Consider the following 12492-nt stretch of genomic DNA (forward strand, 5'->3'; position numbering starts at 1 on the left):
GTGGAAGGGCAAGGGCTCGACGGAATAGGCGTATTGCGAGAAGCGGGCCTAGCCCCGTGCCACGGCTTCAACGTGCCGGTCGAAATCGGGCGTGGCCATCAGGGCCTTGCAGCGCTCGAAACGGTTGAGGGAATAGACCCAAAAATCATCGACGGGGTTCTTGTTGGCGTGCTGGATGAGACCCCAGAGCGTCCACAGAAGGTCGCACATCGCCTTGTAGATAACGATGCGGCCCCTGTCGAAGGGTGAGGGCACACCGCCGAAATAGGCGGCGATCATCTCTTCCTCCTGCTGCGGCGAGAACGCGCCTTCTATCGCCAGGTCGCCCAGATCCCACATGGGATCATTCATGCCGGAGTATTCCCAGTCGACCAGCCACATGCGGCTGCCCGTATCGAGGAAGTTCTCGCAGAGTGGATCGCAGTGGCAGGCGGTTAGCGGAAGCGGATTGGTGTCAAGGGCCGCGCGCACGGCGGCAGCTTCACGCACCACATCATGGTAGCCTTCGGGCAAGTCGATGTCTTTGGTGGTGAGCACCTTCAGATAGTCATCGATCATGCTGAAGAGCTCGAATCGGAAATTGAATGTGGCACCCGAGTTGTGCAAGCGGCGGAAGACTTCGCCCGCGCGCGCTGGTGCACCGCGGATCGATTTGAACTTCGCGGGTGACATGGTGACAGCGTCTTCCAGGAAACGTGTGACCATCACACCTGTTGCAGGATCCGCATGGAGCACGTCCGGGCTGACGCCTGAATTCGCAGCTTCAACTGCAGCCTGGGCTTCATTGGTGCGGTTGATGTATTCCTCCGTGCCCTTACCCGGGAAGCGCAGTACATAATTGTCCTTACCGTCACTCACCTGGAAAACCAGGTTGGTAAGGCCACCCAGACGCTTCAAGCCGAAATTCCGATCAAACGTGCGGAATCGGGGAATGGCAAGGAGCGTTTCCCGCGCGCGCTCAAGATGCTGGTCTTCCATTGTCTACCCCCTCAACCTTTCGGCTTTCGCGTCATAGAGGCAACGGGGACCCCGCAGCGCTTTGTAACTGCGGCCGAAGGCTTCGATCTCGAAGCTCTCGCCCCCCGCGGCTTCCACGGGGAGATAGCCGAAGGCGATGGTCTGACCCAGCGTATGGCCATAGCCCACACTGCTCGTTGAGCCAACGACTGAACCATTGAGCAAGATCGCCTCGCCGCCGTGGAAAGGCGCGAAGCCCTGTACAGTGAAGGAACAGAGCTTGCGTGAAACGCCCTCAGCCTTCACCTTCGCCAAGGCCGCTGCGCCAAGAAAGTCCTTCTTGCCCAGAGCAACGCAGAAACCCAGTCCCGCTTCATACGGATTATAATCCGGCGTTATGTCTCCCGACCAATAGAGATAACCTTTTTCCATGCGGCAGGAGTCAATCGCACGATAGCCTGCATTGGCGAGGCCATACTGCGCGCCTGCCGCCCACAGCATATCATAGACATGGGCCGCGAATTCCTGCGGTACATAGAGCTCAAAACCCAGTTCACCCACATAGCCCACACGCACTGCAAGCGCAGTGGCGCAGCCGATGCCGATGCGCTGTGCAGAGAGAAAGGGGAAGGCGGCGTTGGAGACGTCATCATCCGTAACCTGCTGCAGGATTTCGCGCGAGAGGGGTCCACAGAGATTGACAACGGCTAGGCTATTGGTGACGTCACTGATGGCGACGCGCGCCGGTAAACGCTCTGCCACCCAGCCTGCATCGCGGACACCAAAGCCCGAGCCTGTCACAAGATAGAAGTGGTCGGGTGCCGTGTGAATCAGCGTCACATCGGCCTCGATCCCACCACGCTCATTGCAGAGCTGCGTGTAGACGGCCTTTCCTGGTGAACCTGAAAGATCATTGGCGGCAATCCACTGCATCGCGTCTTCCGCACCGGGGCCAGATATTTCGAACTTGGAAAAGGAGGTCTGGTCAATGAGGGCGGCGCGCTCACGAATGGCGCGGTGCTCATCCGCGACGGCGGCAAACCAGTTGGGCTTACCCTCAAAGGACGGCACATCCTCCGCCGCGACATTTTGCGTTGCAAACCAGTTGGGCCGTTCCCAGCCCATTTTAGATCCGAACACGGCGCCTGCCTCCTTCAACCGCCCATGCAGCGGTGAAAGGCGAAGGTTTCTGGCGGCTTGGGCTTCTTCGGCAGGCCAGTGGATCTTGTAATAGGCGGCGTAAGCCTCGATGGCGCGCTCTTCTAGATAGCGGGGCTGAGCCTGCACATCCGAGAAACGGCGCACGTCAAAGGGCCAGAGATCCATGCCGGCATCGCCATGAAGGATCAGGTTGGACATGGCGAGGCCTGCACCGCCCGAAGCCGCGATCCCGGCAGTGAAGCCGCAAGCAACATAGAGGTTCTCGAATCCTGGCGCCTTGCCCATGATGGGTTCACCATCGGCCGTGACGGGGATGGGACCGTTGATGATCGTCTGAATTCCAATCTCGTTCAGCACTGGAAGCCGGGTCGCGGCCGGTAGCGCGAAGAGCTCGAGGCGCTCGAGATTGGGTTCCAGCAATTCGCGACCGAAGGAGAAGGGTGGAAGTCCCCGGTAGAAGCCTTTGGAACCATCCTCCCAGCCGCCGATCGCAAAGCTTCCCGTATCAGGTTTCAAATAGAAATTATTGTCCGGGTCTCTCAGCGTTGTCAGATCGGCCTCAAAGGAGAGCTTCTTCTCCGTCAGGAAGTACTGATGCTCGACGATGCCAGCGGCGAGTTCAACGCCCGCGAGCCTGCCGACACGTTTGGCCCACAGGCCAGCGCAGTTCACCAGGACATCGCAGGAGATGCTTCCGCTATTGGTGACGACGCCCGCGACGCGCCCGTTCTCACTGACGATCTCCTCCACACAGACTGCTTCTTCGATGCGCGCACCCTTCTGGCGTGCACCCTTGGCATAGGCCATGGTGAGGGAATAGGGATCGATATAGCCATCGCCAGGGATGAAGGCCGCACCTTGGATGCCATCCGTCGTGATGTAGGGAAAGCGCTTTTTCGCCTCATCGGCCGAGAACACATGGCATTCGACACCGAAACTCTTCGCCTGGGTCATGGCGCGGCGCACTTCGCTCCAGCGCGCGTCACTTCCCGCCAGCCGGAGCGAGCCCACCTTTTTCCAAGAGATCGCCTGGCCGGTTTCCTGCTCGAGGCGGTCGAAGACGGCAACGGAATTCTGCATCAAGCGCGTGAGGTTTTTCTTGCCGCGCAACTGGCCCACAAGACCAGCCGCGTGCCAGGTGCAGCCATAGGTCAGTTGCGCTTTCTCGACCAGCAGCACGCCCTCTGCGCCGTCACACGCCAAATGATAGGCAAGCGAGGTGCCGATGGCACCGCCACCGATGATGAGGATGTGAACGTGACGGTCTGGCCGGAAAGGCATTATCTTACCCGCGCTGTTTTCGCTTCTGAACCCAGGCCGTGATCAGCCGGTCAGCGATGATACCAATGAAGGCGATAACGAGGCCCGCCACGATCCCGCGGCCGGAATCGGCCTTGGCGAGCGCCTTGAAGATTTCCTGGCCGAGATCGCGCGTGCCGACCATGGCGCAGATAATGATCATCGAGAGGGCCAGCAGGATGGTCTGGTTGATGCCGAGCAGGATTTCCGGGAGTGCCACGGGAAACTGCACGTAGCGAAACAGCTGCCAGCGCGTGCAACCGGAGACTTGGCCTGCTTCTATCAGCTGCGGGGGCACCTGGCGCAGGCCGTGGTTGGTATAGCGCACGGCAGGCACGATTGCGAAGGCCACTGTAGCGATCAGTGCCGTCACGTCCCCCACGCGGAAGAGCATGACGACGGGGATGATGATGCAGAACATCGGCACGGTTTGCAGCGTATCAATGATGGGGATGACCGCGGATTCGATCCGGTTACTGCGAGAGGCCCACATGCCGAGCGGAATGCCGAGCACGCAAGCCACCAGCGTTGCCGCACCGGCCAGATAGAGCGTCTGCATGGCAGGAACCCAGAGGCCGGTTGACGCAGCGAAGAAGCCGAGAAGACCCACGAGCAGAGCGAGGCCCCAACCCCCGAGCCGCCAGCCCAGGGCCACGATGACCAGCAGCACGCCGAACCACGGGAGCGCCTCGAAGGCGCTCCGCATCGGGTTTAGGAAGTTCAGCAACACGAAGACGCGCACCGCCTCGATCGCGTCGAAGAGGTTGAGCGTCAGCCAGTCGACTCCCGCCTTCCATAAAGGAGCCGTCGTCACCGTCATTGATTTCGGGAAGGAACTGAGGGCGGGAACGAAGAGGGCAAAAAAGGTGGTCAACGCCAGGAGGCCCAGCGCGATGATGATGTTGCCGTGGCGGGCCCAGATCCCTTCTGCCACAATGATTTCCGGCCGTTTCCGCGCAATGGCCTGACTGAGCCTGTCCAGAACGATGGCGATGACGACAATGGCGATGCCCGCTTCCATCGCCTGACCAATTTTAAGGGCCCGGAGCGCCAGCAGCACGTCATAACCCAGGCCGCCAGCACCGATCATCGAGGAGATGATTACCATGTTGAGGGCCAGCATGATCACCTGGTTGACGCCGATCATAAGCGAGGGCTTGGACGACGGCACGAGTACGCGCCACAGCTTCTGGCGGCCGGTGCACCCGGCCATGTCCGCAAAGTCCTTGATCTCGGAGGGTACCTTGTTGAGGCCCAGAAGTGTGGCCCGCACCATGGGCGGTGTGGCGAAGAGTCCGGTGGCCAGAAGAGCCGACACTGGACTTGCGCCATAGAGGAGAAGCATGGGGATGAGATAGGCGAAAGTCGGAATGGTCTGCATCAGATCGAGTGCCGGCGTGATGAGCCAGCGGTTGAAGCGCGGCGAATAATAGCTCCAGATGCCAGTGAGAAGACCGGTGATGACGCAGAAGGGCACGCAAATAACAATTAACGCCAGGGTGAGCATGGCGTTGTTCCAGACCCCGAACAGCGCAAGCAAGAAGAAGCCGCCGCCGCACAGGAGCGCCAGCCGCCAGCCACCGTAGAGATAGCCGAGCCAGCCCATGACCCCCACCACGCCCAACCACGAAAGACGCGGCAAAACGGCCGCATCCGCGCCATTGCCCAGCTTGAATCCCTTGGCCAGAAGATTGAAGGCGAAGCGCAGCGGTACGTCCATGATCGCGGCCAGCGAACGGGTAAACCACGTGAGGTTCACCTTCATCCAAGCCATGATGGCGCCGATCCAATCCTTGAACGGAATGATAGCGCCATCCGGATAGACTGACAGGGCCGGCAACTGCTCCCGGAACAGGAATAGAGCCGCTGCCACGGCCACTGCGGCGAGCACTATGTACTGACCAAGGTTTTCGGCCTTCCGGGTGGATGGTACCCCTGTGGCCGTCACATCGGTCAAGCGCCCGCTCCCCTGCCCTTGCCTGCCAGAACCTCGATGACAGCACGCGGCGTCACTTCGCCGATCACAAGACCTTCGGCGTCCTCAACCGCGAATGGGGTGAGGGAGTCAACAATGTCGGGCGCGAAGCTCTCGATCTTTGCGCTGGCTTTCACTCGGCGATAGGCGTGAGCACCCGACGAGGGGGGCAACATGATGCCACCCGCAGACAGGACCCTGGCGCGATTCACATCGCTGGTGAATTTGGCAACGTAATCCGTGGCCGGATTGCTGACCACGTCCTCGGGCTTGCCGATCTGGATGATTTCGCCATCCTTCATGATGGCGATACGGTCTGCCAGGCGGATCGCCTCGTCGAAATCATGGGTGATGAAAATGATCGTTTTCTTGAGCACGCTTTGAAGGCGGATGAGCTCAGCCTGCATTTCGCGCCGGATCAGAGGATCAAGCGCAGAGAAGGGCTCGTCGAGAAACCAGATCTCGGGCTCCACAGCCAGTGAACGGGCAATGCCCACGCGCTGCTGCTGGCCACCCGACAATTCCGCCGGAAAGCGCAGCTCCCGGCCCTTGAGGCTGACGAGCTCGATCATCTGCATGGCGCGTTCCTCGCGCGCTTTGCGTTCCACGCCCTGGACGAGTAGCGGAAAGGCCACATTCTCCAGAACACTCAGGTGCGGCAACAACGCGAAATTCTGGAAGACCATGCCCATCTTGTGACGGCGTATTTCGATCAGCTCGTCAGGCGTTGCCTTCAACAGGTCCTGACCATCAAGGGCGAGAGCGCCCGCCGTCGGCTCTATCAGGCGTGAGAGGCAGCGCACCAGGGTCGACTTTCCCGAGCCAGAAAGACCCATGATGATGAAGGTTTCACCTTCGTGCACCTCGATCGAGGCGTTGCGGACGGCCCCCACCAGATGCGCTCTTTCAAGGTCAGCCGCAGTGGCCTTGCCTCCATGGGAGGCAAGGAACTGCGCTGCATTATTGCCAAACACCTTCCACAGATTGTGGCAGGACAGCTTGACTGGGCGCGGCGCCGCCGCGCCCGAGGCTGTCGTCGTCATTCATGATACCCGGGCAGCATTCACTGCGCCCAGGCCCTCCACTTCGCCTCATTGGCATCAACCCAGGCGGCGGCAACTTCCTCAATGGTCTTGCCATCGAGATCAACCTGGCCGGACAGCTTGTTGAGCTCTTTGGTATCGATCTGATAGGCCTTGGCAACCTTGTAGGCGAGAGGCCACTTGTCCTTCATGCCAGCCCATGAATATTTCCAGATCTCGCCATGGGGCTTGCCGCAATCATAGGCCTTGTCGGGATTGGAGCCCCATTTGGGGTCTGTGTAGCACTCAGCCGTGTATTCGGGGAACTGAACCCATTCGCCCTCATATTTGGCAGGCGCCCAATGCGGAGAATATATCCACAACATGATGGGGGCCTTCCGCTGATAGGCGGAATCGAGTTCCGCGAACATGGCGGCATCGGTCCCGGCATGGATCACGGTGAAGGGCATGTCCAGCGCCACAACACGCTCATCATCAAAGCCTTCCCAGGTGACGGGGCCACCCAGATACCGGCCCTTGGGTGCGGTTTCAGGCGTGGAGAAGGCCTCGGCGCATTTCGGGTCCTTCAGGGCCTCCCAATTGGGCAGGCCCGGGCATTTTTCCTTCATATAGGCCGGGTACCACCACTCCTCCTTGGCCTTGGGACCAAGCTCGCCCAAGCGCTCGGTCTGGCCGGTGGCGTCGGACGCCTTCATGGCCTCGCCCGCTGTCGTATCCCAATACTCCATGCCCACGGTCACGTCGCCATTGGTGAGGCTTGTTGTCAGCGACGAGAGATAGTCACTCGTCGGATACTCGACGTTGTAGCCGAGCTTTTCCAGAATATCCCCAAGGATCCGGGCGTTGATGTTCACGCTGGTCCAGTCGAACAGCGCAATCTTGACGGGGTCTGTCGATTCTACGGCACTCGCGGGTGCCGATGCTAGTGACATTGCGGCCAAGGCAGCCATGGCCAACGCCCCTGATTTCCAGGTCTTCATCCTGTTCATGCGTTTCGCTCCTCATAATGCCGTCTGGTTGTTCCCGCGGCTTGAACAGCACTGTCCACCTAACCGAGGCGGCCTGTCAATCTTGCGATTGTTGCAGTTTTTGCAATGACGGAGCGGCGTTCAGGCCAAGCACCATCGCTCCGGTAGACATGTTCCAAAACCCAAACTAAGGTTTGCCTCGCGAGAGGCGGCAGCCAACAGCTTCGACCGCTCGAAAATCAATAAGACAGCCAACAAAACACACTGTCACGTAACTTTCCGGGAGGACCCAAATGCAGACCATCACCAGAAGACTGCTCGTGGGCAGCGCCTTGGCGCTGTTCGTTGCTTCAACATCCACTGCCGCCTTGGCTGCGGACAAGATCCTGGCCTCGGTGCCAGGGCTTAGCTTCCCCTTCTTCGTCCACATGATGAATGCCTTCAAGGCGGAGATCGAGAAGCAGGGCTATGAGGCAATCGAGAGTGATGGCCAAGTGTCGTCGCCCAAGCAAACGGCGGACATCGAGGCCGCAATCACACAGGGCGTCAAGGGCATCGTGATCAGCCCCAATGAGGTGGACGCCATGGCGCCTGCCCTGCAGCAGGCGGTTGAAGCCAATATTCCGGTCGTAACCGTCGACCGTCGGGTGCCCTCGGTTGAAGGCATCCTAGCCCATGTCGGTGCTGACAATGTGAAGGGGGGCGAAGCGCAGGGGAACCTGATCCTTTCGCTCTACCCCGATGGCGCCACTATCATAAACTTGCAGGGGCAGTCCGGCGCCTCACCCGCCATCGACCGCAACAAGGGTCTGCACAATGTGCTGGATGCCGCGGGCGACAAATACAAGATCGTGTTCGAGCAGACAGCGGGTTTTGCCCGTGACAAGGGCCTCTCGGTGACGGAAGCCGCCCTTTCGGGGCTGGCCGAACCGCCGAAGGTGATCGTCGCTGCCAATGACGATATGGCGCTGGGTGCGATGGAAGCCGTCAAGGCGCGCGGCCTGACCGGCATCACCATCATCGGCTTCGATGCGCTGCCCGAAGCTCTGGCTCAGGTCAGGGATGGCGGCCTCACCGCAACGATCGAGCAGTTCCCCGGCCAGCAGAGCGCCCTTGGCGTGCAGACGCTGGTTGCATTCCTGAAAGATGGCACCAAGCCTGCCGAGAAGGTTCTCCTTCTCACCCCGGTTGCCGTGACCAAGGATAATCTGAACATCGCCGAACGCCTTGGCGAAGTGAAGTAAGCATAACGGTATAAACCGGCCGGATGAACATCCGGCCGGAATCGTGCTCATGAATACTGCAGCAGAACCAGCACCCCTTCTCCGCATGACCGGGATTTCAAAGTCCTTTCCCGGCGTACGGGCCCTTGACCAGGTGAATTTTGAGGTGGACGAGGCCGAGGTCCATGCCTTTCTGGGAGAGAATGGCGCAGGCAAATCGACGCTGCTGAAAATCCTCTCCGGCGCGCAGGCTCCCAACGCCGGCTCAATCACTTTTGCGGGACAGCAGGTGAGCTTTTCAAACCCGCAATCCGCACAGGCTGCGGGGATCGCAACCATCTATCAGGAATTCACGCTAGCCCCCGACATGACGGTGGCTGAAAACATCTTCATCGGGCGAGAACCTGGATCGGGATTATTCGTCAATTTCGCGAGACTGGAAGAGCAGACAAAGGCCCTTTGTGCACGTGTTGGCCTCGACCGCAGCCCGAAAGCATTGGTGCGTGATCTGTCAGTCGCCGAGCAGCAAATGGTAGAGATTGCACGCGCGCTCTCGATGCGGTCCCGGCTGATCATCATGGATGAGCCGACGAGCGCGCTGAGCCGGGCGGAAGTCGAAAAGCTGTTCACGATCATCCTCGGGCTGAAGCGGGACGGCGTATCGACCATCTTTGTTACACACCGCCTCGAAGAGGTGTTCGAACTCTGTGACAGCTACACGGTTCTGCGCGACGGGCGCAACGCCGGGCGGGGCAGGATCGCGGGTACCAATGTCGATGCCATCATTCGGCTGATGGTGGGGCGCGAAGTGGGTCTTCTCGAGCGGCGCACACAGTCCTTCCGAACCGAAAATGTGGCTATGGCGGTGGACGGCCTCTCGCGCAAACGAAAGAGCACGGATCCCAGCGCCATCGAGCTTCATGATGTATCCTTTACCCTTCACAAGGGCGAAATTTTGGGGATCGCCGGGCTCGTGGGCGCAGGCCGCACGGAAACGGCACGCGCCATTTTCGGCGCCGATCCCTTCGACAAGGGCCAGGTGACCGTCGATGGACGCGCCGTTTCCATAAAGTCTCCGCGCGATGCCATTGCCCAAGGAATAGGCCTCGTGCCTGAGGACCGCAAGCAGCAGGCGCTGTTTCTCTCCCTCGCAATCCGCATGAACATGTCGATCGCAAGCCTCGAGCGGATTTCCGCGAGTTTAGGCTTCGTCAGCGCTGCCAAGGAAGATCTCCTCGTCAATCAATACCGCGAGCTTCTGAACATCCGCATGTCATCCGGCGACCAGCTGGTCGGCAATCTCTCAGGCGGCAATCAGCAGAAGGTTGTGCTGGCGCGCTGGCTCGCACTGCGGCCTAAGGTTCTCATCGTCGATGAGCCGACGCGCGGCATCGATGTGGGAGCCAAGGTCGAAGTCCATAATCTGCTGATCGGCATGGCGAAGGCCGGCCTCGCCATCATCGTGATCTCCTCCGAGCTTCCCGAGGTGCTGTCGCTCGCTGACCGCATCCTCACCATGCGGGAAGGCCGCGTGACCGGCGAGATCATGGGGACCGACGCGACGCCCGAAAAACTCATGACGCTGATGACGATCGGGTCCCAGCACGCAGCTTGAAGAGGCAGGAAATGACGGACGCCACGGCCCGCAAGACGGACAGGAATTTCGATGCGTTTTCCTTCCTGGCCCGATTTGCGCCCTTGATCTTCCTACTGCTGCTGATGGCAGCCTTCACGATCCTGGAGCCGAGGTTCCTATCCTCCGTCAATCTGTTCAACGTGATGCGGCAGGTGTCGATCACCGGGCTTCTGGCGATTGGCATGACCTTCGTGATTCTGACCGCAGGGATCGATCTCTCGGTCGGATCACTGCTGGCATTTGCAGGGCTCGTCGCCGCAGCCGTGGCCAAGGGCGGGTTGCAGGACCGCTTTACCGTGGGCGACAACACGATCGGCTATGGCTGGCCGCTCGCGGTGCTCGCTGCCGTGGCCATCGGGCTGCTCGGCGGACTTCTGCAGGGCGTGGCGATCACCAGGCTCAAGGTGCCAGCTTTCGTGGTAACTCTGGGCGGCATGTCCGTGTTCAGGGGTGCAGCATTGTTGTTCGCTGCCGGTGGACCTATTTCGGGCTTCGACCCTGGCTTCACCTGGTGGGGGCAAGGCAAGATATTCTCGGTGCCGGTGCCGGTGATCATCTTCCTGGTGGCGGCGATCATTGCCCACATCGTTCTCAGCTACACGCGTTATGGAAGACGCATCTATGCCGTGGGGGGAAACCCGGAGGCCGCACGACTCGCCGGCCTAAACGTCACCGCCATAATCACCAGCGTCTACATCATCATGGGGTTCTTCTCAGGCCTCGGCGCCTTCGTCCTGGCGGCGCGGCTCAATTCCGCAGAAGCCGTCGCAGGAACTGGATATGAGCTAACAGTGATTGCCTCAGTCGTTATCGGCGGTACCAGCCTGTTCGGCGGCACAGGCTCGATCTTCGGGACGGTGGTGGGAAGCCTGCTGATTGGTGTTCTGCTGAACGGTCTGGTGCTGATGAATGTGAATTCCTACATCCAGCAGATCATCATCGGTGTCATCATCGTTCTGGCCGTTGCCTTTGATACCTTCGCAAAATCAAGGCGCCGGAAAGCCTGAGACGGGCGGGCACGCTTCCCCTCATGGAGGTGACGCGCCCGCGCCACAATCCCGGTGACAGGCCTTATCTTATGGAGACGGCCGCGTTGGTGAGGTCCGTCCACAATGCGCGCAGACCTTCCACTGTTTTGGCATCCGAGTTGTCGATCAGCACGGGCGAATAGTGCTTGCCACCTTCACTCTTGTTGTCCTTGGGATAAAACAGCGCGAAGGCCTTGGGGTGAACTAGAAAGATAGCCGCTGACTGATCCCACAGCAGCATCTCGCCGCCAAGACCTGCAGCCACTGCGGCAGGTTCCCACGTGGATTTGGACGTGCAGGGCTTCGTCCTGTCCGCCGGCGGGTAGAACGACTGACATGAAATATCGTTCAGCAGAGCCTTCCTGAGGCGGCCAGGCATGCCCTCCTCCTTGAGCCCTGGCGTCTTGCCATCGCCTGCCACCATCGCGTAGTCCGGGCTGTAGCAATGTGCTGCTGTTGCGGTGGCACCCCTGCACTCCTCGAAGCGCGGCACATCTATGAAGAAGGCGGGCTTGCCTTCCAGCAAAGTCATGGCCTTCTGGCAGGCTGCGAAATCGAATTTGCAGTTGAAGGATTCACGGCCAGGCGTTGACGAGTCGTCATTGATCGGCTGCCCCATGATCACGATGCGGTCGACCTTGTCCTGAAGAAGCGGAAAGTAATTGATGAAGGACGTGTAGGTGCCAATCACCAGAATGGAGACGGAATCACAATCGGCAACCGTATCGGCGAGCTTCTGCGGATAGTCCGGTGTGGACTTCCACGGCGGCAATGGCGCCGGCAGAAGCCCGTTGGCCTGATTGAGCATGGAGCGGAAGAACGAAAGCCAGGGCCATTGGCTGAGATCGGGGCCTTTCTCCTGCCGGCCTCCGACGATGATTGGAATCGTCCGGCTGCCGGACGAGCCGTCCGTTCCGTTCACCAGGACATCGACTGCGGGGGCGCTTTCCTCGGGAAGTGTATAGCCCTCCGACTGAATGAGGGCAGCCACGTGCTCGGAGCCGAAGACCAGCGGGATCGCCATCATATCGTCGATGTCGAAATCATTGTCGATGATAACACATGATTTGAGTGCCGGCGCATCCGCGGCGCGAGCCTCGTGGGTTCCGAGGCTTGACACGGCGAGAGCGGCGCATAGCAGCGCGGCGGTCCGCCCAATGCCAAAGGAGGAGGTGAGAATCTGCGGCTTCATGTAGCCCGTG

At 60.0% G+C, this 12492-nt stretch carries 9 protein-coding genes; 3 read left to right on the forward strand and 6 right to left on the reverse strand.

What is annotated here, in order from left to right; translation table 11 throughout:
- Positions 1 to 48: 48 nt before the first annotated feature.
- From ACO06F_RS06940 to ACO06F_RS06960, 5 genes are read right to left on the reverse strand one after another with little or no spacing between them, the layout of a single operon-like run.
- The gene (locus ACO06F_RS06940; protein ID WP_421695960.1) at positions 49 to 978 is read right to left on the reverse strand and encodes a phosphotransferase; all 930 of its coding nucleotides are present in this window, start codon (positions 976 to 978) and stop codon (positions 49 to 51) included.
- A 3-nt stretch (positions 979 to 981) separates the two neighbouring features.
- Complete coding sequence (locus ACO06F_RS06945; protein ID WP_421695961.1) at positions 982 to 3399, reverse strand: GcvT family protein; 2418 nt, start codon at positions 3397 to 3399, stop codon at positions 982 to 984.
- A 4-nt stretch (positions 3400 to 3403) separates the two neighbouring features.
- Complete coding sequence (locus ACO06F_RS06950; protein WP_421696637.1) at positions 3404 to 5365, reverse strand: ABC transporter permease; 1962 nt, start codon at positions 5363 to 5365, stop codon at positions 3404 to 3406.
- A 5-nt stretch (positions 5366 to 5370) separates the two neighbouring features.
- On the reverse strand, positions 5371 to 6435 hold the full coding sequence (locus ACO06F_RS06955) for a quaternary amine ABC transporter ATP-binding protein (RefSeq protein WP_421695962.1): 1065 nt from the start codon (positions 6433 to 6435) through the stop codon (positions 5371 to 5373).
- Positions 6436 to 6455: 20 nt separating this feature from the next.
- The gene (locus ACO06F_RS06960; RefSeq protein WP_421696638.1) at positions 6456 to 7385 is read right to left on the reverse strand and encodes an ABC transporter substrate-binding protein; all 930 of its coding nucleotides are present in this window, start codon (positions 7383 to 7385) and stop codon (positions 6456 to 6458) included.
- A gap of 311 nt (positions 7386 to 7696) precedes the next feature.
- Between ACO06F_RS06960 and ACO06F_RS06965 the strand changes: the two genes are divergently transcribed.
- The 3 genes from ACO06F_RS06965 to ACO06F_RS06975 are packed head-to-tail and all read left to right on the forward strand — an operon-like array spanning position 7697 to position 11269.
- Positions 7697 to 8647 (forward strand): substrate-binding domain-containing protein, encoded by a 951-nt coding sequence (locus ACO06F_RS06965; RefSeq protein WP_421695963.1) that lies wholly within the window; start codon positions 7697 to 7699, stop codon positions 8645 to 8647.
- Between the two features lie 49 nt (positions 8648 to 8696).
- On the forward strand, positions 8697 to 10241 hold the full coding sequence (locus ACO06F_RS06970; RefSeq protein WP_421695964.1) for a sugar ABC transporter ATP-binding protein: 1545 nt from the start codon (positions 8697 to 8699) through the stop codon (positions 10239 to 10241).
- An 11-nt stretch (positions 10242 to 10252) separates the two neighbouring features.
- Positions 10253 to 11269 carry an ABC transporter permease gene (locus ACO06F_RS06975; protein WP_421695965.1) on the forward strand — a complete coding sequence of 339 codons (1017 nt, stop codon included), beginning with the start codon at positions 10253 to 10255 and terminating at the stop codon, positions 11267 to 11269.
- Positions 11270 to 11333: 64 nt separating this feature from the next.
- Here the strand turns inward: ACO06F_RS06975 and ACO06F_RS06980 are convergent, their stop codons facing one another.
- Positions 11334 to 12482, reverse strand: a complete 1149-nt coding sequence (locus ACO06F_RS06980; protein WP_421695966.1) for a hypothetical protein — start codon at positions 12480 to 12482, stop codon at positions 11334 to 11336.
- Positions 12483 to 12492 lie beyond the last annotated feature (10 nt).

The sequence above is a fragment of the Aestuariivirga sp. genome, assembly GCF_965227715.1.
GTDB lineage: Bacteria > Pseudomonadota > Alphaproteobacteria > Rhizobiales > Aestuariivirgaceae > Aestuariivirga.